Source organism: Gordonia hankookensis (assembly GCF_014673215.1).
In the GTDB taxonomy this organism is placed as follows: domain Bacteria; phylum Actinomycetota; class Actinomycetes; order Mycobacteriales; family Mycobacteriaceae; genus Gordonia; species Gordonia hankookensis.
Genome location: NZ_JACWMS010000002.1, coordinates 857,525 through 883,497 on the forward strand (window position 1 = coordinate 857,525; position 25,973 = coordinate 883,497).

24 protein-coding genes and 1 pseudogene are annotated in these 25,973 nt (G+C 65.5%); 12 read left to right on the top strand and 13 right to left on the bottom strand.

Features of this window, described 5'->3' with window-relative positions:
• Positions 1 to 31: 31 nt before the first annotated feature.
• The gene (locus tag IDF66_RS11230; RefSeq protein WP_190266894.1) at positions 32 to 805 is read left to right on the top strand and encodes a class I SAM-dependent methyltransferase; all 774 of its coding nucleotides are present in this window, start codon (positions 32 to 34) and stop codon (positions 803 to 805) included.
• Positions 806 to 898: 93 nt separating this feature from the next.
• On the opposite strand, the gene IDF66_RS11235 is transcribed toward IDF66_RS11230, so the two are convergent.
• Genes IDF66_RS11235 through IDF66_RS11250 form a run of 4 tightly spaced genes read right to left on the bottom strand, consistent with a single transcriptional unit; the run spans position 899 to position 5,152 of the window.
• Entirely contained in the window at positions 899 to 1,825 is a 927-nt protein-coding gene (locus IDF66_RS11235; protein WP_223309577.1) for a ketopantoate reductase family protein, read from the bottom strand.
• Between the two features lie 25 nt (positions 1,826 to 1,850).
• Complete coding sequence (locus tag IDF66_RS11240; protein ID WP_190266896.1) at positions 1,851 to 3,017, bottom strand: enolase C-terminal domain-like protein; 1,167 nt, start codon at positions 3,015 to 3,017, stop codon at positions 1,851 to 1,853.
• Positions 3,018 to 3,024: 7 nt separating this feature from the next.
• Positions 3,025 to 4,572, bottom strand: coding sequence for an AMP-binding protein (locus IDF66_RS11245; protein WP_190266897.1), 1,548 nt, complete (start codon positions 4,570 to 4,572; stop codon positions 3,025 to 3,027).
• 16 nt (positions 4,573 to 4,588) lie between these two features.
• On the bottom strand, positions 4,589 to 5,152 hold the full coding sequence (locus IDF66_RS11250; RefSeq protein ID WP_190266898.1) for a VOC family protein: 564 nt from the start codon (positions 5,150 to 5,152) through the stop codon (positions 4,589 to 4,591).
• An 89-nt stretch (positions 5,153 to 5,241) separates the two neighbouring features.
• Here IDF66_RS11250 and IDF66_RS11255 point away from each other — a divergent pair, with 89 nt between their 5' ends.
• Together IDF66_RS11255 and IDF66_RS11260 are read left to right on the top strand one after the other, a co-directional pair.
• A complete protein-coding gene (locus IDF66_RS11255; protein WP_190266899.1) occupies positions 5,242 to 5,883 on the top strand; it encodes a TetR/AcrR family transcriptional regulator in 642 nt (213 codons plus the stop codon).
• A gap of 78 nt (positions 5,884 to 5,961) precedes the next feature.
• Positions 5,962 to 7,071, top strand: a complete 1,110-nt coding sequence (locus IDF66_RS11260; RefSeq protein ID WP_190266900.1) for an alpha/beta hydrolase — start codon at positions 5,962 to 5,964, stop codon at positions 7,069 to 7,071.
• 24 nt (positions 7,072 to 7,095) lie between these two features.
• Here IDF66_RS11260 and IDF66_RS11265 read toward each other — a convergent pair whose 3' ends face one another.
• Together IDF66_RS11265 and IDF66_RS11270 are read right to left on the bottom strand one after the other, a co-directional pair.
• Entirely contained in the window at positions 7,096 to 7,650 is a 555-nt protein-coding gene (locus tag IDF66_RS11265; protein WP_190266901.1) for a nuclear transport factor 2 family protein, read from the bottom strand.
• Entirely contained in the window at positions 7,647 to 8,819 is a 1,173-nt protein-coding gene (locus IDF66_RS11270; RefSeq protein ID WP_190266902.1) for a flavin reductase family protein, read from the bottom strand. The genes IDF66_RS11265 and IDF66_RS11270 overlap by 4 nt, the downstream gene beginning before the upstream one ends.
• Positions 8,820 to 8,998: 179 nt before the next feature.
• On the opposite strand from IDF66_RS11270, the gene IDF66_RS11275 reads away from it, so the two are divergent.
• From IDF66_RS11275 to IDF66_RS11285, 3 genes and pseudogenes are all read left to right on the top strand, one after another.
• The gene (locus IDF66_RS11275; RefSeq protein ID WP_190266903.1) at positions 8,999 to 10,294 is read left to right on the top strand and encodes an amidase; all 1,296 of its coding nucleotides are present in this window, start codon (positions 8,999 to 9,001) and stop codon (positions 10,292 to 10,294) included.
• Positions 10,295 to 10,323: 29 nt separating this feature from the next.
• Positions 10,324 to 10,599, top strand: a pseudogene (locus tag IDF66_RS11280) (hypothetical protein); the annotation flags it as partial.
• 67 nt (positions 10,600 to 10,666) lie between these two features.
• On the top strand, positions 10,667 to 11,320 hold the full coding sequence (locus tag IDF66_RS11285) for a response regulator transcription factor (RefSeq protein WP_164306497.1): 654 nt from the start codon (positions 10,667 to 10,669) through the stop codon (positions 11,318 to 11,320).
• 24 nt (positions 11,321 to 11,344) lie between these two features.
• Here the strand turns inward: IDF66_RS11285 and IDF66_RS11290 are convergent, their stop codons facing one another.
• From IDF66_RS11290 to IDF66_RS11315, 6 genes are read right to left on the bottom strand one after another with little or no spacing between them, the layout of a single operon-like run.
• Positions 11,345 to 12,295, bottom strand: coding sequence for a PDR/VanB family oxidoreductase (locus IDF66_RS11290; protein WP_190266904.1), 951 nt, complete (start codon positions 12,293 to 12,295; stop codon positions 11,345 to 11,347).
• A 27-nt stretch (positions 12,296 to 12,322) separates the two neighbouring features.
• Positions 12,323 to 13,081 carry an SDR family NAD(P)-dependent oxidoreductase gene (locus tag IDF66_RS11295; RefSeq protein WP_190266905.1) on the bottom strand — a complete coding sequence of 253 codons (759 nt, stop codon included), beginning with the start codon at positions 13,079 to 13,081 and terminating at the stop codon, positions 12,323 to 12,325.
• An 11-nt stretch (positions 13,082 to 13,092) separates the two neighbouring features.
• Positions 13,093 to 13,587, bottom strand: coding sequence for an aromatic-ring-hydroxylating dioxygenase subunit beta (locus tag IDF66_RS11300; protein WP_190266906.1), 495 nt, complete (start codon positions 13,585 to 13,587; stop codon positions 13,093 to 13,095).
• Positions 13,580 to 14,857: an aromatic ring-hydroxylating oxygenase subunit alpha gene (locus IDF66_RS11305; protein WP_164306501.1), complete on the bottom strand. Its 1,278-nt coding sequence runs from the start codon at positions 14,855 to 14,857 to the stop codon at positions 13,580 to 13,582. Before IDF66_RS11305 ends, IDF66_RS11300 begins: the two co-directional genes overlap by 8 nt.
• A 51-nt stretch (positions 14,858 to 14,908) precedes the next feature.
• On the bottom strand, positions 14,909 to 15,277 hold the full coding sequence (locus IDF66_RS11310; protein WP_190266907.1) for a hypothetical protein: 369 nt from the start codon (positions 15,275 to 15,277) through the stop codon (positions 14,909 to 14,911).
• Between the two features lie 48 nt (positions 15,278 to 15,325).
• Entirely contained in the window at positions 15,326 to 16,498 is a 1,173-nt protein-coding gene (locus IDF66_RS11315; protein ID WP_190266908.1) for an acyl-CoA dehydrogenase family protein, read from the bottom strand.
• A 193-nt stretch (positions 16,499 to 16,691) separates the two neighbouring features.
• Here IDF66_RS11315 and IDF66_RS11320 point away from each other — a divergent pair, with 193 nt between their 5' ends.
• The 3 genes from IDF66_RS11320 to IDF66_RS11330 all read left to right on the top strand — a co-directional run bounded on the left by IDF66_RS11320 (position 16,692) and on the right by IDF66_RS11330 (position 21,386).
• The gene (locus IDF66_RS11320) at positions 16,692 to 18,164 is read left to right on the top strand and encodes a PAS domain S-box protein (RefSeq protein WP_164306532.1); all 1,473 of its coding nucleotides are present in this window, start codon (positions 16,692 to 16,694) and stop codon (positions 18,162 to 18,164) included.
• 232 nt (positions 18,165 to 18,396) lie between these two features.
• Positions 18,397 to 19,926, top strand: coding sequence for a GMC family oxidoreductase (locus tag IDF66_RS11325; RefSeq protein WP_190266910.1), 1,530 nt, complete (start codon positions 18,397 to 18,399; stop codon positions 19,924 to 19,926).
• A gap of 5 nt (positions 19,927 to 19,931) precedes the next feature.
• A complete protein-coding gene (locus IDF66_RS11330; RefSeq protein ID WP_190266911.1) occupies positions 19,932 to 21,386 on the top strand; it encodes an aldehyde dehydrogenase family protein in 1,455 nt (484 codons plus the stop codon).
• A 64-nt stretch (positions 21,387 to 21,450) separates the two neighbouring features.
• Here IDF66_RS11330 and IDF66_RS11335 read toward each other — a convergent pair whose 3' ends face one another.
• A complete protein-coding gene (locus IDF66_RS11335) occupies positions 21,451 to 22,047 on the bottom strand; it encodes a TetR/AcrR family transcriptional regulator (protein WP_190266912.1) in 597 nt (198 codons plus the stop codon).
• Between the two features lie 174 nt (positions 22,048 to 22,221).
• Here IDF66_RS11335 and IDF66_RS11340 point away from each other — a divergent pair, with 174 nt between their 5' ends.
• The 3 genes from IDF66_RS11340 (at position 22,222) to IDF66_RS11350 (ending at position 25,966) form a co-directional block, all read left to right on the top strand.
• Positions 22,222 to 23,676, top strand: a complete 1,455-nt coding sequence (locus tag IDF66_RS11340; protein ID WP_190266913.1) for an APC family permease — start codon at positions 22,222 to 22,224, stop codon at positions 23,674 to 23,676.
• A 34-nt stretch (positions 23,677 to 23,710) separates the two neighbouring features.
• Positions 23,711 to 25,078, top strand: a complete 1,368-nt coding sequence (locus tag IDF66_RS11345; protein WP_190266914.1) for an NAD(P)/FAD-dependent oxidoreductase — start codon at positions 23,711 to 23,713, stop codon at positions 25,076 to 25,078.
• A 96-nt stretch (positions 25,079 to 25,174) separates the two neighbouring features.
• A complete protein-coding gene (locus IDF66_RS11350; RefSeq protein ID WP_190266915.1) occupies positions 25,175 to 25,966 on the top strand; it encodes an SHOCT domain-containing protein in 792 nt (263 codons plus the stop codon).
• The last annotated feature ends 7 nt before the right edge of the window (positions 25,967 to 25,973 follow it).

Consider the following 25,973-nt stretch of genomic DNA (forward strand, 5'->3'; position numbering starts at 1 on the left):
GGTTGTCACACGCACTCGTCGAGGAGCAGCCATGGTCAACTGGGACGGCGATCGTTATGCGGATGTCAGCGCGCTGCAGCGCATGGTGGCCGAGGCATCGATCGGCGGGCTCGACCTCGCGGGCGACGAGAGGCTCCTCGACGTGGGCTGCGGTGACGGGTTCATCACCATGCAGCTGGCCGAGCGGCTGCCCGCGGGATCGGTGGTCGGCGTCGACGCGTCGCGACGGATGATCGACAAGGCCCGCAGCCGCGTCCCACCCGACGAGCTCCGTGTCCAGTTCCACGTCGACGACGTCCTGGCACTGCCGTTCGAGCGCGACTTCGACATCGCGGTCTCCTTCAACATGCTGCACTGGGTCCACGATCAGCCCGCGGCATTGACGCAGATCGCGCGCAGCCTGGACGCCGGCGGACGGGCGGTGATCCAGATCGTCTGTGCCACCGAGCGCCGCAGCATCGAAGACGTGGCGATGGACGTGGCCGCCCTGCCACGCTGGCAGCAGTACTTCGTCGACTTCGATCCGCCCTACCTACACGTCACCCCGGACCGGTTTCGCGAGTCCGCCACGTCGGCGGGATTCGCGGTCTCCGACGTCGAGATCAGCGACCTGCGTTGGCAGTTCGAGTCGATCGATGCCTTCACCCAGTGGTTCACCGTCGGCGCCACGGATTGGACCGGCCGCCTACCCGACAACTCGGTCGGCGCCTTCGCCGACGACGTCATCGAGCGGTATCAGGAAACGATCGGCGAGAAGGCGGTGTTCTTGTTCGGTCAGATGCGGGTGGGGTTGGAGCGCGTCTGATCGGCGCGCTCGCGCAACGGCCCTTTCACGACCTTTCCCACTCCGGTGCGAGGCAGAACATCCACGGGATACACGTCCTTCGGATGCTCGGCATCACTCCCTCGATCTCGGCGGGATGGCGAGCTCTCGCGTCCGGACCAGCCTCGTGAGCGTTTCGTTCACCGGCGCCTCGAGCCCCACCCTGGCAGCCTGCACCGGCACCGCACCGTTGATGACACCGATCTCGCTCACTCTGCCGGACTCGACGTCCAGAAGTGCCGACGGTTTCGCGGCGGGCATCGCGGCTCCGAAGTCCTGGACATGGGCCACCGGGTCGTCGACCGTGATGGCGATTCCGAGCGCCCGGGCGACCTCCCAGGCCTCGCGCGCAGCGGATCGGCTGACCGGCCCACATTCCGGATGCGTCATCACTTCGCCGACGGTGAGGCCGGTCAGCGCGCACGGCGCGCTGTAGGCCACATTGCAGATCAGCTTCTCCCACTGCATTGCCACGATGTCGGGCACGGATTCGGTCGCGAAACCCGCTGCCCGCCAAGCATCAACCACCGGATCCAACAGTTCGGGGGGCAGTCCTGCGTACGCACCCAGCCGCACTGCCTTCATCGCGTTGTGATGGACCCGTCCAGGCGCGGGACGCGATGCGCCGAACCCACTGGCGATCCCCACCGCCAGGCGGTCAGCACCGACGACATCCGCGACCTCGTCGGCGGACCCGAGTCCGTTCTGGATCGTGACGACAACGGTGTGCGGTCCGAGCGACCCCGCCACCGTTCTCGCCGCGGTACCGACATCGGCAGCCTTCACCGCGAGGACGACCATGTCGACCGGACCGACGTCCAGGGTCGTCGATGCCGACCTCACCCGTACGGTGTACTCGCCGTCGGGTCCGGACACAGACAGTCCCGATCGCGCGATGGCGTCCATGTGCTCGGCCGAGCGATCCAGCATGTGGATATCGTGGCCAGCGGCCGCAAGTCGCGCGGCGTAGACCGATCCCATCGCGCCGCACCCGACAACCAGAGTGGAGAGTTTCGCTGCCACTGCGTCATCCCACCAATCTCGAGATCAGCCCGGACAGTTCGACCTTCGCCTCGAGGCCGAAACCCGGATGCTCAGCAGGCGTGACGGTACCGTCCTCGATGGCGCAATCCGTGCTGTATCCCCCGAATGGTTGGAACACACCCGGATACGCCTCACACCCACCGAGCCCGAGTCCGGCGACGATGTGGAGATTGATCAGGTGACCACCATGCGGGACCGCGTGCGCGCGACCGATACCGGCCGACTCCATCACGTCCAGCATCCCCCGGTACTCGGTCAGTCCATAGCTCAGTCCGGCATCCATCTGCAGGATCTCGCGGTTCGGTCGGATACCGCCGAACTGCAGAAGATTTGCCACTTCCTGCCGGGAGAACAGATTCTCACCGGTGGCGATTGCACCGTCGTATGTGGCGGTCAGCTCGGCAGTCGCCCCGTAGTCGAGCGGATCCACCGGTTCTTCGAACCACCGTAATCGATAGGGCTCCAAAGCCTTTGCGTACGTCAGCGCCAGCTCACGACCGAATCGGCCATTGGCGTCCACCGCCACCGCGCCACCCGATCCGACGGTCGACACCACCTCGTCGACCCGCCTCAGGTCGTCGTCGAGCGACAGCCCACCGACCTTGATCTTGACCGCCCGGTACCCGCTCTCGAGATACCCCGAGATCTCCTCACGCAACTGTGCGATGTCGTCGCCGGGCCGGTAATAGCCGCCGGCCGCGTACACCGGAGCCGGCCGCCTGGTGGGTGTCCGTCCGTCCGTGCGCGCGATGGTGACATACGCGGGCTCGCCGGCCAGCTTGCCGAGCAGATCCCAGCAGGCCAGTTCGATTGCCGCGGCAGCGCTGGCGCGATCGCCATGGCCACCGGGCTTTTCGTCGGCGAGCGCCGCCCGCAACACACGTTCGGGATCAAGAATCCCGGTGTCTGGGTCCAGCAGTTCATCCGGTGGTGCGTCGAGCACCCGCGGGATCATCCGGTCCCGGAGCAGCCCGCTCTGGGCAAACCGCCCGATCGAGTTGAAGGCCACACCGTAAACCGGTACGCCGTCCCGGGTCACGTCGGTGATGACGGCCACGAGCGAGACGGTGTGACGGGTGAAGTCGACGACGGCGTTGGCCACCGAGCCCTCCAGGGGCACCGCCATCTCGCGGATTTCTACGATGCGCATCTCATCCTCACGCGATCGATCGAGGGTGCTGTGACCAATAGACCTTACGCAGTTCGCGTTTGAGAATCTTTCCGCTCGGGTTACGCGGCAGCTCATCGCGCAGGTCGATCGAGGTCGGGCACTTGTAATGCGCGAGGCGTTCCCGACAGAATGCCGTGAGTTCTCCCGGGTCCAGCGAACCCCTCACGACGACGACGGCTTTCACGGTTTCGCCCCATTTCTCGTCCGGCACCCCGATCACCGCCGCCTCCAGTACCTGTGGATGTTCGAGCAGGACATTCTCGACCTCGACCGGATAGATGTTCTCGCCACCGGACACAATCATGTCCTTGATGCGGTCACAGAGATAGAGGTACCCGTCGTCGTCCACATAGCCGGCATCGCCCGTGCGAAACCAGCCGTCGGGGGTGAGGACCTCGGCGAGTTCATCGGGCTGATTGCGGTACCCACTCATGATGAGGGCGCTCCTTGTCCGCACCTCGCCGGTCACGCCGGGCGGGCACACCGCGCCGTCGACCGGATCGGCGATGACGAGTTCGACTCCTGGTACCGCCCGACCCGCCGCCGCCAGTCGCGCGCCGCCGGCGCGATGATCGTTGGGCGTGAGAAAGGTTATGGGCCCACAGGTTTCGGTCATGCCGTAGCTTTGTACCAGATCACAGCCGAAGATGGTCATCGCATCGCGGGCCGTGGTGGGAGCCATCGGCGATCCCCCGTAGATCAGGGTCCGCAGGTTCGGATACTCCCGCCCACGCGCGTCCGGGTGGGACACCAGCATGTGGACGACGGCAGGCACCGTCAGCGCATGGTCCACTGCGCCGCCGGCAAGCACGTCGAGAACGGCCGACGGCTTGATGTCGGTGGTGTAGAGCGCCTCCGCACCGATACCGAGACAGTAGAAGAGCCAGCCGGTTCCGGAAACATGGAACAGCGGTGCCGGGATCATCACCGTGTCACCGGGTTTGATGTCCCAGGGTGCCGACGACCCGATGTTTGCCGCGATGGCGCGGTTCGGGAGTTCGACTCCCTTGGCCTGCCCCGAGGTTCCCGACGTGTACACGATCATCGCAACGTCGCCGGGCTCCGACGTCACCTCGAGTTCGAATCCCCGCAGCCCTTCGACCCAGACGTCATACGCGATCGGGGCCGCGTCGCCGACCAACACCCGCGTCACACCGTCACCCGGATCGTCATGCCCGACGAGCGGCAGGAATGCCGACTCGACGACAGTCACGGACGGTGCGGCGTCTGCCACGGTCTCGGACATCTCTCGCCGGCTCAGCCGCCAGTTGAACGGCACCCCGGCAGCACGGACATACGAGGCGGCGACCAGTACCTCTCCCCACACCACCGCATCCTTGCCGATGAACCCCACCGTGTCACCGGCTCCGATGCCGAGATCATCGAGGCCGCAGGCAATCCGCGAGCTACGTCGAAACCACGACCCGAAGGTGTGCGACCGGCCGTCGACGACGCCGATCGCGGGGCGCTCGGCCGCCACGTCGGCCCAGTGTCGGAGCATGGCGCCGAGCGACCGGCGGTGATACGCATCCATGGTGGCCTTACCCGCGTCAGGCGTTGATCTGGAGACGACGCTCGGCCGCGGTCCGTGGCGCGTGTCCGACGTCGTGCGGACCGAAACTCCGCAGCCAACAGGCGAACTCCAGCAGAATCCCGTCGGGATCCTGGAAGTAGAAGGATCGCACGTAGACCCCGTCGTGCATCTCGGTGGCGACCTGACTGGGGCTGTCGTCGTGATTGACGATCGGCCCGACCCGGACGCCCGCTGCCTTGAGCGACCGACGGTACTCCTCGAACCGGTCGGCAGGCACATCGAACGCGATGTGGTTGAGCGAGCTCACCGCACTGATCCACTCGCCGAAGCCCGGCTTCTCCTCGGGAGCGGAGATGCCCGGCACCCCGTCCTGGGCATCGACGAACCAGAAGAACGCCAGCGAATTGCCGTTGCCGGCATCGAAGAAGAAGTGCTGGCCCATTCCGCCCGGCAGCTCCACCGTCTTCACCAGTTCGAATCCGAGCACATTGCGGTAGAAGTCGACCGTGCGCTGCATGTCGGAGCACACCAGCGCGACGTGGTTGAAGCCTCGGACGTCGAACCTCGGACTGTCTGTCATATCGTATCTCCTCACTGGGCAGAAAACGAATGTAACATCAGATTCGTATCCTGTGAACAGGCTGCCGCCCCCGACTCCGGAGCACCCCGATGGACCAGAATGAACCCGTGGCACCACACCAGACCCGGCCGACCAAGCGCGGCCGCGAGACCCTCGAGGCAATTCACACGGCCGCCCGCAAGGTGATCGCGGAGAAAGGATTCCTGAAGACGACGGTCGCCGACATCGTCAGCGCGGCCGGAAAATCGCCCGCATCCTTCTACAACTACTACGACTCGAAGGACGCATTGCTCGAACACTGGGCACGCGAGTTCCAGCAAGAGGCCCGCAACCGAGTCGAGCGGGCAATCCACGACTCACACCCCGATCAGTACGAACAGATCGTCGCGTCGGTCCGCGCCCATTGGGAGACCTACCGCGACCGACTCGCCGAGATGGTCGGCGTCTTCCAGCTCGCGATGGTCAACGACGAGTTCGCGCGCGTATGGGACACCCTCTGCGGAGAACTGGTCACGGTGGTCGCCCGGGCGATCGGACGTGCACAGACCGACGGCTACTGTCCCGGCGTCGATGCGGAGCTCACCGCGCGCGCGATCGTGTCGATGCTCAACATGTTCTGTTACGACAGTCTCGCGAACGGCCGCGCAGCGGAAGCCGACGACGAACGGTGCATTCGCACTCTCGCCGACGCCTGGTACCACGCCGTCTACTGGAAACCCGAGTCCGTGTGAGATCTGGGTCTCGACGCTGGCAATCGAACCGGCTAGCATCCGAACCTGACATCAGATTCGTATACGAGGAGAATCGCCGTGCCCATCGAGCAAACGTTTGTCGGTCTCGAATCCCCCGCCGTCGGCCGTGCAGGCGCGGGCGGTCATCCGTGCCAGGGCCTGTATCACACTCCGTCCCAACGCAAGCCGCGAACTGCCGTGATGGCGACGCATTACCAGATCGATTTCTCCGAGCACTATCTCGCCGAGCATCTGGCGCGGCGGGGCTACGGGTTCCTCGGCTGGAACACCCGGTTCCGGGGTGACGAAGCACATTTCCTGCTCGACCATGCCCTGGTCGACATCGGTGTCGGTGTGCACTGGTTGCGCGAACAGGCAGGCGTGGACACCGTTGTGCTGCTGGGCAACTCGGGTGGCGGATCGTTGATGGCCGCCTATCAGTCGCAGGCGTCGCAACCATCCATCACAGCGGTCGCAGGCTCACGACTCGCCCGCGGCGTCGAGGACCTCCCCGCCGCCGACGGATACATCTCGAGCGCGGCCCACCTCGGCCGGCCGGATGTGCTGACCGCATGGATGGACGGCTCCGTCGTCGACGAGAACGACCCGCTGGCCACTGATCCCGCGCTCGACCTGTTCAATCCCGACAACGGGCCGTCGTATTCGACCGAGTTCGTACAGCGATACCGCGACGCGCAGTCCGCGCGCAATCACAAGATCACCCGATGGGTCAAGGACGAACTCGCACGACTGGCAGCGGCGGGATACCACGACCGTCCATTCTCGGTGGCGAGGACCTGGGCCGACCCACGCATGGTGGATCCGACCCTGGAACCGACGAAGCGGGAGCCGAACCGGTGTTATGCCGGAACACCGGAGCGCGCCAACAAATCGGTGTTCGGGATCGCCTCGGCCACCACGCTGCGGACGTGGCTGTCGCTGTGGAGCCTCGAGGATTCACACACGCGCGCCCACACGCACCTGCCGCGGATCACGGTGCCCTCCCTGGTGGTGAATGCCGATCGCGACACCGGAGTGTTCCCCAGTGATGCCATCGCGATCCGCGATGGCCTGGGCGCAACGGACAAGACCTTCCACGAGTTCGACACCGACCACTACTTCCAGGAGAACAACGGCCGCGACGACGTCGCCGACCTCATCGACGCATGGATCGCTCAGCGGTTTTGATCGCGACCTGACCCGAATGGTCCACTAGGGCTGCATCAGTACCGATGCCGATGGGTAGCTCTCGGCGAAGTGATCGGGCAGAGGGGCGATGAAGACGTTCTCGGTACGGGTGCGACTCACCCGCCACCGTCCGTCCTCCTTGCGGAAAGTGTTGTTCAGGCGACTGGATCGCAACAGTGACCTGCCGTCCGAGAACAGCCAGGGCTGCATGTGGACCCACTGCCCGTCGGCCTCGGCGCCGTCGACATGGATCTGTTCGGATGTCAGGTAATGGACGTTGAGCAGGAGCGCCGGATCCCGCTTCTCACCCCAGAACGACTGGAAGTGTTGCCGGATGGCGTCTTTGCCCTCCGCCCGGCCGAACTGGCCGGTGTAGTACTCCCCGACGCCCTCCCAGACCGCGTCGTCGGTGTACAGGTCGAGAATACGGTTGATCCGCTCGGCGTCGTCCTGCACGCCGAACTCCGGACACGGAGTGTCGCACAGGAACATGTAACGGGCCTGCACACGCCGGATCTCGGCCTCTGCCTCCAGTACCTCGATACGTGCGGTCAATGCGGCGATGGCGTCTGCGGTCATCGTTCCAGAACCTCCACTACTGTTCGTGCCTGACGGATCCACTCGTTGATGCGCGCACCGGTCTGCCGGGAGGGCAACTGCCCCAGGCGAAGTGTCATCGAATGGCCGCCCTTCGGATCTCGGATCGGGAGAACCAGCGAGCCCACGTCGTAGATCTCGTGATCGACGAGATCACGTATGCGGTAGTCAACCGATGAGCTCTCGATGGATGCGCGAATGCTCCGTTCCTCCGACGGCGTCAACCGACCACTTTCGTAGCGGCGGGTCGCTTCCCGCATCTCGTCGTATGCAGCACTGCCCTCGGCCGGCAGGAACGAGATCAGGTAGCCGTTGTCCCGGACGAATGCGAGTCGGGCACGGTGGACCTCCTTGACCGTCTCGTCGGCGCCACGCAGTTTGGCGATCCAGCGTTCCTGGGTGTCGCCGTCCTGATCGAAGACATACGAGTCACCGATCGGTGGGACCATCGGAATGCGGTGCGCGAGCCCCTCTTCGCGATCGACGCCTGCGCCGGTCGCCGAAAGCACGGTGGCCATCTCGTCGGCGCTGACCGCGGTGAACACCGTCACCTCGCAACCGATCGACGACGCCAGCTCTTCGACCTGCGGGCGCGCGGAGTGGGCCGCGTGAATGGCAGGCAGGATCTCGTGATCCATGCGCGCCATGAGTGATGTACACACGAAGCTGCCATAGCCGCCCTGGAAGAAGAGCAGGGGCGAGACGGGATTGGTGACCGCCAGATCGCGTACCTCGCACAGCGCGATCCAGTGATCCCCTGCCTCGACCGTGTCCCACAATGTGGTGTCGATCCAGGCCACCGAATCACTCAGGACCGGGTCACCGGACGGTGATGGGAACCAGTCGATCCCGTCGAGCTTGTTCTCCCATCGCTGGGCGACCCGCAGGACGATTTCCTCCTGTTCGCCGCCGAGGATGTTGATACACAACGACGAGCATTTCTGCATCCTGTCGAACGTGCGGGAGGTCTTCATCGGCATGAACGACACCAGCGGAGGGTCGAGGGAGACCGAACTGAAGGTACCGACGACCATCGCCAGGATCTCCCCGGCGGCGTCGCGACCCGTCACCACCACGACTCCGGTCGGGTAATGACCCAGAACGTCGCGGAACAGCTTGGGATCTACGGCGGCAGGGGCGTTGGCAGACATGGCTTCTCCTGGATTCACTGGACGTGTCACCCTGGTGGTCACACGACCGGGCGACCTGATCCGGTCATCTGATGGTGCGAAGCTATGTCGTCACGTCCCTACGGCGATAGGAGGGAAATCTTTACTGTCGCGGACGATGCAGAGCGGGCAGACTGGACTCACCGGAAGAAGGAGGAACGGTGAGCTCGGCCTACTCGACACAGCCCGTCAGTGACCAGGCAACCGCGGTACACGAGAGTACGGTGACCGCGGAGTCGCTCGTGACACAGGTGCGTGAGGAGATCCTCCGCACCGAACCCGATCTGTCCGCCTGGGTCGAGTTGTCGACGACGTACCTCGACGACGCACGCACCGAAGACCGCACGCCCGGCCGACGGCCGTTGCGCGGGGTCTCGGTCGGCGTCAAGGATCTGATCGACGTCGCGGGATTGCCGACCAGGGCCGGCTCGACGGTGGCCTCGGATCGGCCTGCGGCGGCGGACGCGCCGTGTGTCCGGCGACTTCGCGAGCTCGGCGCGGTGGTCCAGGGCAAGACGGTGACCACCGAATACGGCTATTTCTCACCCGGTCCCACCCGCAATCCACACGCATCCGATCACACCCCCGGCGGTTCCTCGAGTGGTTCGGCGGCCGCGGTGGGCGCAGGCACCATCCCGCTGGCGCTCGGGACACAGACCGCCGGATCGCTCACACGCCCCGCCTCCTACTGCGGCGCAGCGGGGATGGTGCTGGCACACGGCACAACCGATCTCGCAGGCATCACCGGCCTGAGCCCCTCACTCGACTCACTCGGATTGCTCACCCGCACCGTCGCCGACCTCGAATACGTCTACACCGCGTTCTCGGGGCGGCCGGCCCGTACCCCCCAGCGCCGCCTGGTGAGTGGCGTACTGCTGTGGGAGGGCAGCGAACTCGCCGCCATCGACCCGCCGATGCGCGAGCTGCTCGACACCCTCCCGGGAATCCTCATCGAGGCGGGCGTCGAATGCCATGATCTCGACTGGGACGACCATGTCCGCACCCTCGCCGACGATCACGTCACCGTCATGGGTCACGAGGCGGCCGCCACCCTGGACGAGATCGTCGACGCGCACGGTGATGCCCTCAGCCCACAATTGCGCTCACTCGTGGAGGACGGGCGTCAGGTCGCCGCCGACGATCACACCGCCGCACTCATCCGTCGCGACCGGTCGCGCGAGCTGTTGTCCGAGATCCTCGGCGCGAACGCCGTCATCGTCGGTCCGGCCGCCCCCGGCCCGGCACCGAAGGGCCTCGGTGCCACCGGTTCCCCTGTACTCAGCCGCCCGTGGCAGCTCCTGGGTTGTCCCGTGGTGGTGGTTCCCGGCGCACGCACCGGCGACGGCCTTCCGCTCGGCGTGCAGATCGTCGGTCTGCCCGGCCACGAGTCGAACCTGTTCGAATTGGCGAGCACACTGGAGCCACTGCTGCATGCGTCGCCGACCCGGTCGGCCTGAGCCGCCTGCCCTGAGAGAAGTCGATCACCATGGTCATCAAACCGCGTCCCGTCACCCACCATCGCATGTTCCTCACCTGCTATGAGGACACGTTCAACTACGGATGGCATCACGTTGACCTGTTCGTCCACGACGAACTCGGGCGTGAGGTGAACTGGGTGCACTGGACGGTCGAGGCCGACGGGCCCGAAGCCGCCGACGAATCCGTCCGCAACGAGGAGCCGTGGCTACAGCGGACGTCGGAATGGGAGCATCGGGTCAGTGCGGTCGGCATGAACTATTGGACAGCGGACGCCACCTGGGACGACGAGCCCGACCGGGCTACCCTCGATTCGAGGACAGGGCGAGCGCAGCGACGGGAAAATGCCACCGATGACCCAGGAACCAGCTGATACCGCATCGTCGACGACCGTGTACGTGGTCGACGACGATCCCGCGCTGTGCGAATCGGTCGACTGGCTGCTGGGGAGTATCGGCATCTCGCCGCACATCTGTCACAGCGCGGACGAATTCCTCGAGGCGTACAGCGGTGACCACCCGGCCTGCATCATCCTCGACGTGCGGATGCCCCGGATGAGCGGTCCGCGTCTGCAGGAGAAACTCAACGAGTTCGCCCCCCACGTCGCCATCATCTTCGTCTCGGCACACGGAGACATCCGCATGTCGGTGTCCACGCTGCAGGCCGGCGCTCTCGACTTCCTCGAGAAGCCGTACGACCCGCAGCGGTTGCTCGACGCGGTGCAGGCCGGTATGGAGAAGGCGAGCGAACGCTTCCACACCCACGCGCAACGGCGGTCCATCGAGGCCAAGGTTGCGCTGCTGACACCACGCGAACGAGACATCCTGGCCCTGGTCGTCGAAGGCCTGCCCAGCCAGAACATCGCCCGTCGTCTGCAGATGAGTGTGAAGACCGTGGACGTCCACCGTGCGCGCATCAAGAGCAAGACCGATGCCGACAGCATCAGTACCCTCGTCCGCGACATCCTGAGATTCGATGTGGCGGTGCCGACGGACACCGCCACGTGACCCACGGTCGCCGCGCGTGGTGACTCAGTAGTAGTCCAGCACGATGCGGGAGCCCTTCGCCCGCGACACGCAGACCGCGATGACCTCACCGGATTCGCGTTCGGCCTTGGTCAGCACATTGTCGCGATGCTCGGCGTCGCCCTCGAGCACCTGCATGATGCAGGTGCCGCAGATGCCCTCCTGGCATGAGGTGTCGACGTCACATCCGTTCTCCTCCAGCACTTCCACGATGCTCTTGTCGGCCGGTACGGGGTACGTCTCGCCCTCGAGTTCCACCTCGAATGCGGCGTTGCTCTCCGCCGACGGCTGCTCGGTGGCGTGGAAGTTCTCGAAATGCACGGCGTCGGCCGGCACGAAACGCTCCGCCAGTGCGACGACTTTCGTCATGAAACCATCAGGGCCGCAGACGTATACGTGCGTTCCATCGACCGTCCCCGCCAGCGCGGCTTCCAGCAGGGCGCCCTGCCGGTCTCGAGCGACACCGACGTGTGCATGCAACTTCTCCGGGCATCGCTCGCGCAGCAGCGGCAGGAATGCGGCCTCCTCTTCGGTCCGGGAGAAGTAGTGCAGTTCGAAGCTGATGCCCTGCACATCCATGTACCGCGCCATGCTCAGCATCGGTGTGATGCCGATGCCCGCGGCCACCAGGACGTGATGGGACGCATCGGACCCGATCGTCAACAGATTGCGCGGCTCGCTGATCTTGAGTGCGTCACCGACCTCGACCTCGTGCAACGCCACCGAGCCGCCGCGCGAGTTCGTCTCGCGTTTGACGGCCACGGCGAACGACTCTCGTCCGTCCGGGCGGCTGCACAGCGAGTACTGCCGGGTGATGGCGGTGGGCCCCACGACGTCGATGTGTGCGCCGGGTGAATACGAACCGATCGGCGTCCCATCGGATTTGGACAGATAGAAGGTCTTGACGGTCGGTGTCTCCTGGACGACGTCCGAGACGATCACGTCGATCAGCGACATGGTTGTTCTCCTGATAGAGCGACTGGGTCAGCGAACGTAGAGTCCGCCGTTGACGTCCCAGCAGGCGCCGGTGACGAAGTAGGCGTCGTCCTTGGTGAGCAGGCCGACCATATCCGCGATGAATGAGGGACTGCCCAGGCGACCGACCGGGATACCGGCGATCACCGCATCGAGTCGATCGGGCGGCACGGTCGCCTTCACCACCGGCAGATCGTGCGGTCCGGGTGCGATCGCATTGACCGTGACACCGCTGCCCGCGAGCTCCCGGGCGAAGATCTTTGTGACGGTGAGGATCGCACCCTTGGAGGTGGCGTAATGGGCGCCCGTCGCCGTACCGCCGTTCTGGCCGGCCAGCGAGGCCATGTTGACGATGCGTCCGTAGCCGCGCTCGGCCATCGCCCCGCCGAACACCTGGCACCCGAAGAAGATGCTGTTGACGTTGGTGTTGAGCACCTCGGTGAACTCGTCCTCCGCCAACGTCATGAGATCGGCTGCCTGGGTCCGGGCCGCGTTGTTCACCATGATCGTCGGAGCGCCCCAGATGGATCGGCACTCCTCCAGCGCGGCCTCGAAGTCGGCCTTGTGCCCGACGTCGAGTGTGATCGCGCGCGCCGTGGAGCCATCCGGCGAGAGCTCGGTCGCAATGTCGCGGGCGGCGTCCACGGCGATGTCGGCGAGCAGGACGCGATGTCCGTCCGCGTGCAGCCGGCGGGCGATGTGGCCGCCCATCCCGCCTGCCGCGCCGGTGACCACGGCGATCCCCGATGCAGATGATGCTGATGTCATGGAATCATGCCTCACAGAAGATATCCGGACGCGCTCACCGCGTCCTCACTGTCGATCAGACGTGCCACCTTGAGTGCGATCTTGTCGCCGTCGTCGGAGAGCACGACCTTGTGGGTCATCTCGGCGCCCACCGTGGAGAAGGTGTCGCGTTTGAACGCGTTGAGGATCTGCGCCGAGCGCAACGTGACCGATTCGTCGTCGATCTCCTCGACGGTGAATCGCGACACGATCCGCACGGTGCGGGCCGCCGCGACCGCGGACGGGGCATAGCCCTGCATCATCCGCTGGACACGCAACTGCCGCATGCGCTTGTCGTCGTAGACCATGTTGAGCGACGATTCGAAATCGTCGGTGTCCGGGTCGATCGGGATCACGTAGAGCGCGTCGTCGGTGTACATCGATTCCCACGCCGCGTAGTCCTTGGCGTCGAGGAGGGCCGCCTCGTGCCAGACGAGCTGGATCGCACGCAGGACCCGGGTGTCGGTGAAGGTGATTACGTCAGACATCGCTCATCATCCTCTTCCACATGTCGTAGGACTCACGCATACCGGTCTCGTCGGTGACATGCGAAGTCGGCCAGCCCTCTTCGGTGGTGTACTCACGGCTCTGCCCGCGGTTCACCAGGATCGGCATGTTCGGATTGCCGCCTGCACCGATCTGCACGCGGTCCCAGCCCTCGGCGTCATCGGGGCTGCCGAAACCGAACGGCCCCTGGAAGTGCTCGTGGATGCGCAGGCGCTCCCGGTTGATGTTCTCCGGGCCGCCGTCCATACCGATCGCCATATGCCACACCTCGGTCACGTCCACGCTGATCGGGATGAGGACGCGGAAGAACGACGACGACATCGCGATGTTCGGGAACATGTTGAGGTTGAAGCCGCAGCCGTGCATCGAGCGCATGTACCTGCGGATACGTTCCGGGCTCTCGCCTGCCTCTTCGAGCTCGTCGACGAGATGCTGGAAGCGAGGCTGGATCTCTTCGTCACCGGTGTCGACGTCGAGGTCGGCGTGCGCCGCAGCCATGATCGCGACGCTGTGGCCGTTACCCAGGGCGTGGGTCTCGGCGGCCGGATCGTCCATGAACGACATCATGTTCGCGGTCTCGGCATCCACCGAGGCCATCCACGACTTGTGCACCATCGGGAAGTGATAGCCGTCGGTGGTGTTCTCCAGCTGGATCTTCCAGTTGCCCTTGAACCGGAACTTGTGAGTGCCCAGCACCTTGGTCGGGAATCCGTTGGACTGCTTCAGGAAGCGCTCCATCCAGATCTTGGCGTCACCGAGAAAGTCCTCCAGCGGCTCGATGTCCTGATCGAAGGTCGCCCAGATCATGCCGAGATAGCTCTCGGTTCGTAGCTTCTGCAGTGGGAAGTCGTTCTTGTCGACCACTCCCTCGTAACCGTCCGGGTACGGGATCCCACGCAGCCGGCCGTCCAGGGTGTACGACCAATTGTGGTACGGACACGTGAAGCCGTTGGCCTTGCCACTGCGTTGGTCGCATACCGTCGCGCCGCGGTGGCGGCACCGGTTGAGCAGAGTATTGAAGTTGCCCTTGCGATCTCGAGTCACAATGACCGGCTGGTCGCCGACCTGGGTGGTCTTGAACGACCCGGCCTCGGGGATCTCGCTCTCGTGAGCGACCCATACCCAGGTCCGGTAGAAGATCTTCTTCATCTCCTCGTCGAAGATCTGCGGGTCGGTGTAGAGCGCACCCGCGACACGGTCCTTCTCGGCCAGGTCGGAGAATCCGCGGGTCGGCCTCTCAATGGTGGTCATTGCTGTCCTTCACTGTCATCGCCATCGGGTGAGCGGGGCTGGAATGAGTCGTCAGACGTCGACGTCGACGTCGTCTCGGATCGTGAGTTCGCGACCCATCCGCGCTTCGATCTTGAAGTACTTCCAGAGCGCGAACTCGCCGACCATGGTGGTGCGCAACAGGTTGCACGCCGCCGCGACCGTCGGCTGGTCGCGCACGTCGGCCAGGACATAGAACGTCCACGGCCACCCGTCGGACGGTCCCACCATGTGCGCATCGTCGTCGAAGGTGCCGATGATGTCGACGCCGTCCATCTTCTTCAGAGCGGACAGGAACCGAACGGTGGCTTCCCACACCGGGCCGATCTCAGCCTTGGGCAGGTCGAAGAAGTTCTGGTTGTTGCCGACACAGAACAGAGTGCGCAGGGGCGCGGCGGCCATGAAAGACTCCTGTTTCGTTGAGAATTGCGGGCTGGTCGGTTCGAGAGATCAGGGAAAGCTGGGGATACCGGCATCGAGGCCGAGCATCAGTGCGCCGGCCGCCTCATAGGTGTTGGTCTGCAGCATGGCGTGCTGCGCGGGAACCAATGCGTCTTGCAGATAACGCTGCAGCGGGTGCGTCTCGTAGATCGCACCGGTACCTGCGAGGTCGAAGGCCTGCAACACCACTCGACGTCCCGCATGCGCGGCATGAGTCGCACCCAGGCGAAGAAGCGCCTTGTCGTCGGTCGAGATGTGCTCATCGGCAACTGCTTTGGCCCATACCGAATCGGTGGTCTCGTAGAAGAAGGCGCGCGCGGAACGCAGCTCGGCCTCGGCCTCGGCGAGTCCGGCCTTGTAGGCCGGACGGTTGCCCTTGCTCGACCCACCCGTGATGGAGGTGCGTGCGGCTCCGACCTCCAGCGCGTAGTCGAGCGCGCCGCGGGCGGCGCCGAGAGTGACCACCGCGAGGACCTGCGCCGCGTAGGCCAGCGAGGGATAGCGGGTCAACGGCTCGTCGACCTGCGGCGCACCACCACGGACGAACGTCATCTCCTCGGGGACGAAGAGCCGGTCGGCCCGCACCGCATGGGACCCGGTGGCCTTCATCCCGGCGACGTCCCAGTTGTCGACGATCTCGACATCGGCGGGATCGACCAGCGCGGTCAGCGGCTTGCCCTCTGTCTGTGGTCCGCCGGCCAGCCCGACACCGATGATGTCGGCCCCCCGGCAGCCACTGGCGAACTGCCAGACGCCGGAACACACGTAGCCGCCGTCGACCTTCTCGGCCTCCTGCATCGGGAACAGTCCGCCCGCGTAGGCGATGTCCGGCCCGTCGGCGTAGATCTTCTTCTGCGTCGCCACCGGCAACGCCGCGAAGTAGACCAGGGACGAACCGAAGCTCGAGACCCATCCGGTCGCGGGATCGACCGCCGAGACGCGCTCCACCATCGTCATGAATTCCGACGGCGGCATCGGCTCTCCACCGAACGCGGCAGGCGTCGATGCCCGGTACATGCCGGCACGCTTGAGCAGCGCGACGAAGTCGCGTGAGACGTACCGCTGCGCATTGAACTCGTCACGACGATCCCGGAGGACATCGAGGGCGTGATCGAATGCGGCGTCACGCGCGGCACCGGCCGGTTCCGCCACCACCCGCGCAGTCAGGCTCTCCGTGGTCATCGCTGTCTCCGTTCAGATTCGACATTCGCTCTGGGCGCTACACTATGGACGCGTGCGCACCGCCGGTATCGGGATTTCCTGCGCTGTCGCTAAGCATTTCCCTTACTTGCGCCGCACCACGAGACGGTCGATGCTGGGTGTCCGGCGAAGGCGAGGTGATGACGTGTTCCCCGAGCGTCGCGACTTCGAGCAGATGATCCTGAACACCGGCACCGGGATTCTCATCCACGAGGCCAGTTCGAAGAACATCCTCTGGGCCAACCCGGCCGCGTGCCGCATGTTCGGATTCACCCTCGAGGAACTCAAGCCGCTCAAGGCCCACCACATGAGCGCCCAGGAGCGGCAGTATCGCCGCGAGGTCGGCGTCGCGTGGCTGCAGTCGGCCGTGGTGTACGGCTCGAGCCGGAAGCAATGGAAATACCGTGCAAAGGACGGCACCGACTTCCTGACCGACGCCCGCGCGACCCTGGTGCGCTGCGAGGACGGCCCGGTCGTGATGGTCGAGTTCCGCAACATCTCCGAAGAGGTCGAGCTGCAGGAAGAACTCAGCTGGGTGTCGGAGTCGCTTCAGCGCATCATGACCCACACGTCGGCCGGGCTGGTGGTCCTCGATGACGACAACTGCATCGACGACATCTCCCCACTGGCCGCACAACTGTTCGGCAGTACGCCGGCAGCACTCTCCGGCGTCCACCTCGAAGACCTGGGTCGGTGCGAACCCCGCCTCAACAGCGAGCATGTCGTCGAACGTCTCGACGGCCGGGCCGGCTCGGTGAGCATTCAGCAGGAGATCATCAAGGACGACCGCACCACCGTCTGGCTGGCAGGCGAGCTGGAGATCGTGGCCCACGACGGCATCCGATCACGCGTCCTGACGATCCGCGATGTCACCGACCGGGTGGAATGGGAACGTCGCAACGCCTACCAAGAGGCGAATCTCCAGTATCTGAGCCGATATCACGCGATGGGTGACATGGCGATGATCCTCGCCCACGAGCTGGGCCAGCCCCTTGCCGCGTCGACGAACTATCTGAGCGGGCTCAAGGCCCGGCTGTCATCGGAGACCGTCGACGCCCGCAGCCTCGAATACGGGATCGACCAGATCGAGAAGCAATTACATCGTGCGGCCGACATCGTGACGTCGGTCAAACGCTATGTCCGGCGCATCGAGAGCACCACCACCCTGATGGATCTCAACGAGACCGTCCAGGAGAGCCTGTACTTCGTGCGGCTGCGTGCGGCCGAGAAGGGCATCCGTGTCTTCGCCGACATTCCCGACCGCAATCTGTTCATCCAGGGCGAGAACGTCCTCATCGGGCAGGTCATCATCAATCTCTGCGTGAACGCGCTCGACGAGATCGCCCAGCCGACAACCGAGGTCAAGGAGCTGACCGTGGAAACCGGCGACGAGGACGGCAGCGCATGCGTGTGGATCCGGGACCAGGGACGTGGCATGACGGGTGTTCCCACCGACCGGCTGGCCACCGGCGCCTTCTCGGCCAAACAGGACGGGTCCGGCATCGGCCTCATCATCTCCGAGCACATCCTCGAGCGCCACGGCGGCACGATCGAGTACCTGCCGAACGAGCCGTCGGGGACGGCGGTGAAGGTGACTCTGCCGCTGGCCGACGCGCCGGAACCCACCCGACCTGCGGAGACCGGGTAAAGGATCCTGTACCCCGACGTTGGCAAGACCCAGTAGTGCAGCGTCGATGCGCTGGATAGCTTGGTCAGCAAGCGGCCACGACGATGGCCGTCGATCGAGACCGACAGCGCCGTCACGTCTCCCCCGCGAATCGAAAGTGTCAGTGCGGACAGGTGTTTCGTGACGGTCCAGGTGCACCCGCACCCATCGGGTCCGTCGGCAGCCCCGCGTCGTCCGCACCAAGGAGGAACACATGCCCACTCCCGACGTTCTCGTGCTCGGCGCCGGTACCGCCGGCTCGATCATCACCCGTCGCCTGCTGGATGCCGGTCTCACGGTGACCCTGGTCGAGGCGGGCGGCGCCGACACCAACCCGGCGATCCATGACATGTCGCGCGTCGGTGAACTCTGGCTGGGACCGGAGGATTGGGGATACTTCTCGGCTCCTCAGCGCAACGCCATGGATCGTCGACTGCACATCCCGCGCGGCAAGGTCGTCGGCGGCTCCAATCAGCTCAACGGCACCATCTGGGTGCACGGTTCGCCCTGGGACTACGACCAGTGGGCGGCCGCAGGCAACACCGGCTGGGACTGGGAGTCCGTGTCGCCGCTGTTCAAGCGGATCGAGAGCGCACAGAGCCCCGAGGGCCTGATCGACACCGTCGAACCCGATCTGTCGCCGATCCAGCAGGCCATCCTCGACTCCGCGGTCGCCCACGGCCTCCCGCTGAACTCCGACTACAACTCCGGTGACCAAGAGGGTGTCTCCCGGATGAAACTCAACCTTCGCGACGGACAACGACTTTCGACGTGGGCAGCATACATGCGGCCGGTGATCGACCACGCCCGCCTGACCCTGGAGACCGACGCACTCGTCCATTCCCTCATCGTCTCCGACGGCACGGTCCGCGGCGTCCGGATCATCGACGCCGACGGTCGACGGCGAGAACTGCACGCCGGACTCGTCGTCCTGTCCGGTGGCGCGATCGGATCACCGACGATACTGCTACGCAGCGGAATCGGCCCGGCCGATGAACTCCGGCAGCACGGTATCGACGTCGTCGCCGATGTCCCCGGGGTCGGCAAGAACCTGCAGGATCATTTCCTGGTGCCCGTCATCTTCGGGACCGACAGACCGATCGATCCGCCGCTGCCCTTCCAGCCGGTGACCCAGACACAGTGGTTCTGGAAGAGCGATCCCACCCTCCCGGTGCCGGATACTCAGCCGATCAACTTCAGTGTGCCGTTCTACTACGACGACGGGATGACCGGCCCGGCTTCGGGTTTCACATTGCACGCGGGTCTCATCAGGCCGCACAGCATCGGAAGTGTCACGCTGCGCGACACCGACCCCGCGTCGGAGCCGATCATCGATTTCAACCTCTTCGACGACGAGCGCGATCTGCGGGCACTGGTCCGGTCGGTTCGCCAGTGCCGCGAAGTCGGACGTCAGGGACCGCTCGCCGACGAATGGGGCGCGTACGAGGCGCTGCCCGGTCCCGACGCCGACGACAGCGACGAGGCACTCGCCGCGTGGGTCCGCCGTGCCGTGAACACCTACCACCACCAGGCGGGAACCTGCCGGATGGGCACCGACGCCGAGGCCGTGGTCTCGCCTGGCTTGCGCGCCATCGCGGTGGAGAACCTGATGATCGCCGACGCATCGGTGATGCCCTCTGTCACAACAGGAAACACGAACGCACCGACGGCGATGATCGCCGAGCGCGCAGCCGAACTGATCACCGCGGGGTTGACAAGCAACCCACGCAGCACCAAGGAGTAGTCCCGATGATCGACATTTCCACCCTCAACACCGGTCTCTACATCGGCGGCGAATGGCACGACGCCCGCGAGACCTTCACCACCCTCAACCCGGCCACCGGGCAGCCACTGGCCGAGCTCGCCGCAGCGGACGCGAGTGATGTCGATGCCGCGGTGTCGGCGGCCACGACGGCGTTCCGCGGCGACTGGGGCGCCCTGGCACCGTCTCGTAAGGGCGCCTTGCTGAACAAGCTGGCCGACCTCGTCGAGCGCGACGTCGAACAGCTCGCAGCGTTGGAGTCCCTGGACATGGGTCGTCCGGTCGGCATGAGCGCCGCGATGATGATCCCCAACCTCATCGCGACGTTGCGCTACTACGCGGGCTGGGCGGACAAGATCAACGGCGAGCTGATCGCCAACGACGGGTACCTGGGCGGACCGGTGCCGACCCATGCCTACACACGTCGTGAGCCGCTCGGTGTGGTCGCGGCGATCGTGCCGTGGAATGCCCCGCTGATGATCCTCGGCTGGAAGCTCGCCCCAGCCCTGGCCTGCGGTAACACCGTCATCATCAAGCCGGCCGAGGACGCTTCCCTCTCGATCCTGCGCCTCGCCGAACTCGTCACCGAGGCGGGTTTCCCGCCCGGCACCGTCAACGTTCTCCCGGGCGTCGGCAAGGTGGCAGGCGAGGCGCTGGCGCTCCATCCGGGCATCAAGAAGATCTCGTTCACCGGCTCCACCGCGACCGGACGCGCGATCCTGCAGAACTCCGCCGTCAACTTCAAGCGCACCGCGCTCGAACTCGGCGGCAAGGCTCCGCAGATCATCTTCGACGACGCGAACCTGGAAGCCGCGATCCAGGGCACCGCGATGGGCCTGTTCTTCAATCAGGGCGAGGTCTGCGCTGCCGGCACCCGGGTGATCGTTCATCGGAAGGCCTACGACGCCGTCATCGACGGCCTGAAGGGCGCCGCCCAGGCACAGGTGATCGGCGACCCGTTCGATCCGTCGACCACGATGGGCCCCTTGGTGAACGAGCGCCAGCGCGATCGGGTGCTCGAGTACATGAAGACGGGCGCGGGCGAAGGCGCTGATGTGATCACCGGCGGTTCGGCGCCCGAAGGCCCCGGATTCTTCGTCGAGCCGACCGTGCTCGCCGGCAGCAACGACATGACCGTCGCCCGTGAGGAGATCTTCGGCCCGGTCGGCGTGGTCATCCCGTTCGACACTGACGAGGAGGCCATCGCGTTGGCGAACGACAACCAGTACGGCCTGTCGGCGACCGTGTGGACCAGTGATGTGACTCGCGCACACACGATCTCGGCGAAGATCGAGGCCGGAGCGATCGGCGTCAACGGCTGGTCGCCGCTGGCACCCCAGCTGCCGTGGGGCGGCGTGAAGGCCAGCGGCGTGGGTCGCGAACTCGGCTACGAGGGCATCCTGTCCTACACCGAACCCAAGACGGTCACCGTCGTCTTGTGATCGACTCCAGCCGGTGACCACCGGGGTGGCCGATGTGCGGTTTCGTCATCGGCACCCCGGTTCGTCACATGGTGACCGAGGCGCGGCCGGCCAGAATGGTGTCGAGAAGTGCCAGCTGTGACTCGCGGGACGTGCTCGCCGGGTCGAGGACGGCATTGACCTGCAGCCCGATGATCGTCGTCATCAGTACCTCGACGCCTGCATGGACGTCGACCGCCGGCAGTTCGCCACCATCGATCGCTTGCCGCCAGTACGTCGCCATACGCTCTTTCCACGCCGCCACGGCCACGTTGTTCACCTTCGCCATTCCCGGGTCGGTCATGGCCCGCTGCCACAGCGACACGGCGATCCGCGCCTCGAGCTTGGCCTCGTCGGTGAGCGGCATGATCTCGATGCAGAGTCCGCGCAGGGCCCGGCCTCCCCGCCGGCGCCCGACGGATGTGTCGATGCGCTGGTTGGTGGCGTCGATGACGTACTCGAACGCGGTGCGCAGGATCTCGTCCTTGCCCGAGAAGTAGTGACTCAGCGCGCCGTTGGTGTAGCCGGCCTCGGTCGCGAGGTCGCGCATGTTGATGCCGTCGATGCCGCGATCGGCGATGATCCGCCAGGCCGCGGCCACGATCGTCCGACGACGTTCGTCGTGGTCCACCAGTCTCGGCATCAGAACTCCGTTCTCCCGGCCACCCGGGGTAAAGGTTTCCCCGATGTCGGGCCCCAAGCGCTCGCTGTAACCTCCATCACAGCGTTTGATTCTACGTATGTTGAATCAAACGCACGCAGGCAGCCCACCCACGTCGCGCGATTGTCGCGGGCGACGTCCAGACAGAGGACGATCATGCTAGAGAATCCCATGGTCACATCGCCGGTCACCGGCGAGAGTGGATCGCGATCGTTGAAGGGGTCGATCGGTGTCGCCGGCATCGTATTCCTGGTGATCGCGGCCGCCGCGCCCCTGACGGCCGTCGCCGGTTCACTCCCGGTGATGATCGCCATCGGCAACGGCGCCGGCGCACCGATGGCATACATCGTTGCCGCGCTCGTGCTGCTGGTGTTCAGCGTCGGATACGCGGCGATGAGCTCGTCGGTCACCGACACCGGCGCCTTCTACGCATACGTCACGAAGGGGCTCGGCCGTCCCACCGGTCTGGGTGCCGCGGGCCTGGCCCTCCTCGCGTACACCACCATCCAGGCAGCAATCTACGGGCTCGCCGCATCCACGTTGAAGGATGTGGTCATCCGGTTCGGCGGCCCCGATCTGCCGTGGTGGCTCTGGGCCTTCGTGCTGATGGCGATCGTCGCGGTCCTCGGCTATCGCAGTATCGACCTCGGAGCCAAGGTGCTCGGCGTCCTGCTCATCGCCGAGATCGCGTTGATCGTCGCGCTGTCGGTGGCGGTGCTGGCCAAGGGCGGCGCGCACGGTGTCGACTTCGTGTCGTTCACCCCGTCCGCGTTCTTCTCCGGATCACCCGGTATCGCACTGATGTTCGCGATCGGTTCGTTCGTCGGCTTCGAAGCGACCGCCATCTACGGTGAGGAAGCGCGGAATCCGAAACGCACGGTGCCCATCGCGACCTATGTCGCGGTGATCACGATCGGCGTGCTCTATGCGGTCGCCAGCTGGGCAGTGGTCCTCGCGTTCGGCAGCGACAACGTCCAGGCGGCCGCACAGGGGAACACCGCAGATCTCACGTTCATCGCCGCATCCCAGTTCCTCGGCAGTGTCACCTCAGACATCATGATGGTGATGCTCGTGACGAGCCTCTTCGCGGCTCTGCTCGCCTTCCACAACGCGATCGCCCGCTACACTTTTGCACTGTCCCGCAATGGATTCGCTCCTCGACGTCTGACGAACGTGCACCCTCGGCACGGCTCCCCGCACGAGGGATCTGCCCTCCAGACGGCCACCGCCTTCGTTCTCGTCGGCGCCTTCGCCGTCGCAGGCGCGGACCCGGTCCTGCAGCTGTTCACGTGGATGGCCGGTGTGGCGATCGTCGCGATCCTCGTCCTGATGGTGCTCACCAGCATTGCGATCATCGCCTACTTCCGCCGCTCGAAGGTCGACAACCGGCTGTGGCACACCAAGATCGCTCCTGTTCTGGGGACTCTGGGACTGCTCGGGATCACCGCACTCGTGATCGCCAACTTCACCACGCTGATCGGCGGTTCACAGGTGTTGGCCGTCATCTTCCTGATCGTCATCGCGGCCACCTTTGTCGGCTGCTGGGCAGCGGGGCGCGCGCTGGTGTCGCGCCGCGCCGACGCAGGCGCCACGGACCTCCCACTGCCCTGAACCACCGAGACCTCAACTGACAGGAGACACTTCGATGTCTGACACACCGACCACACCGACCACACCGAAGGTCATCGTCGTCGGCGCCGGATTCGCCGGGCTCATCGCCGCTCGCGAACTCGAGGCGGCCGGAATCGACGTGCGGATCCACGAGGCCCGCGACCGCATCGGCGGTCGCGCCTGGACCGACGAACGCCTCGGCGGTCACGCCCTGGAGATGGGCGCCACGTGGGTCCACTGGATGCAGCCGTTCGTCTGGACCGAGATCACGCGGTACGGACAGGAGATCTACCCCAGCCCCGACATCGACGATGCCTACTGGGTCAGCGAGGGAACGGTGCGCAAGGGTACCGAGCACGACCTCGACGAAGCGCTGAGCAGGTTGCAGGAGAAGATCTTCGAGGGTTCTCGGGAGTTCTTCCCGTATCCGCACGATCCGTTCGCAATTCTCCGCGACGAGTCCACCGACCCCGACCTGATCGAGCGCTTCCGGCAGGCCGACAAGGGCAGTGTGCTCGACTGCCTGCGCGACGGCAGCTACACGCAGGAGGAGATCGACCTCGCCGACTCGTACTGGTCCGCGGGCTACCAGGGTCCGACTGCGACCGCGTCGCCACTGATGGCGAAACACTGGGCGTCGCTGAGCGATCATCGGAGCTCACTGATGGACGAGCAGACCCTGCGGTTCAAACTGACCGCCGGCATGCGCGGTCTCTACACCTCGATCGCGGGCGACCTGCGCGCCGACATCGCGCTGAACTCGCCGGTCGCGGGCATCGAGCACTCGACCGACGGGGTCCGTGTGACCCTTTCCGACGGCTCGGTCGAGACGGCCGATGCGGTGATCGTGACCGCGCCGATCGGCGCCCTGGGCAACGTGGACTTCCGTCCTGCCCTGCCCGCACCCGCGCAGAGCGTGATCGAGGAGGGCACCAACTCCGTCGGTTTCAAGATCTGGATCAAGGTCGCGGGCCGCCACTCGATCATCGCCGGCGCTCCGGGGAACCACCCCATCTCGCTATTGCGCAGTGAGTACTTCCTCGACGACGAGGACGCCACGATCCTCGTCGGGTTCGGCTCCGACCACACGAGGATCACCCTGGATGACGTCGCGTCCGCGCAGCAGGCGATCGACGTATGGCGCGACGACCTGACCGTTCTCGACTGCGGTGGACACGACTGGGTGGCCGACAAGTGGTCGGGCCAGACCTGGGCGACGCTGAAGTCGGGTCAGTTCTTCCATGGCTGGAGCCAGTTCCACACCACCGGCACCCGGCTGCGCTTCGCCGGCGCGGATTTCGCCAAGGGATGGAACGGCGTCGTCGTCGACGGCGCCATCGAGTCCGGCATCGTGAACGCCCGCGCCCTGATCAACGAGTTGGCGGTCGATCGGCGGCGCTGAGTCGGGTACCGGTCACGGGCGCTGCTCGAGCTGAGCGACGACATTCCCGCAGCTTGGGTACGCTCGTGACCGACACCGGACAACGAAAGACACGCCATGGATGCATCGCTCACCCCGGAAGCCGAGAGCGCCGTCGCCGACGTCGCGCAACGACATGGACTCTCCCGCGAGGCGGTGCTGGCCATGTTGCTCGCGGTGAACAACGGGGGCGGCACGATGGCCCAATTCTCCATTCCCGAACTCGGCGGTTCCGGACAATGGATGCGCGGCGGCATGACGATGGTCGGCAACATGTTCGACAACGCGCTCAAGGCTCGCGTCGATGCACTGTGTGGCGAACTGTCGCGCCTGCTGGCCACCACGACCGTGTTCCCGACCACCTCCGCGTCGCCGCAGGGTCAATTCACCGCCGACAACTGGTGGCCGGGTGACCTCGGCATCCCGAGCTCATCGGGCGGGCAGAACGACGCCCGTTACGCAATCTTCCCCAGCACCCGGCGGCTCGCGATCCAAGTCAATGGTGTCACAAGGGTTTTCGATACGGGCGACCATCACATCGGCGGTGTCCAACAGCAGCAAGGCGGCAACACCTACGGATCGGTGACCTTCACGAGCCAGTTGGGCACCTTCGATGTGTCGAGCCTGCGAGAGCTCGGGAGCCGGCAGGTGGCCGAAACGCCGGTTGCCGCGCCCTCCTCACACGAGATGCGCGATCAGGCGCCGCCGCCGTCCGCACCGGCCCAGCCCGAACCGGTCATGGCAGCCCCATCCGACGACGCCGCCGCGATCATCGCAGCGATCGAGTCGCTGGCAGGCCTGCATCAGCGCGGAATTCTGTCCGACGAGGAGTTCGCGACAAAGAAGGCCGAGTTGTTGTCACGGCTCTGAACACAGC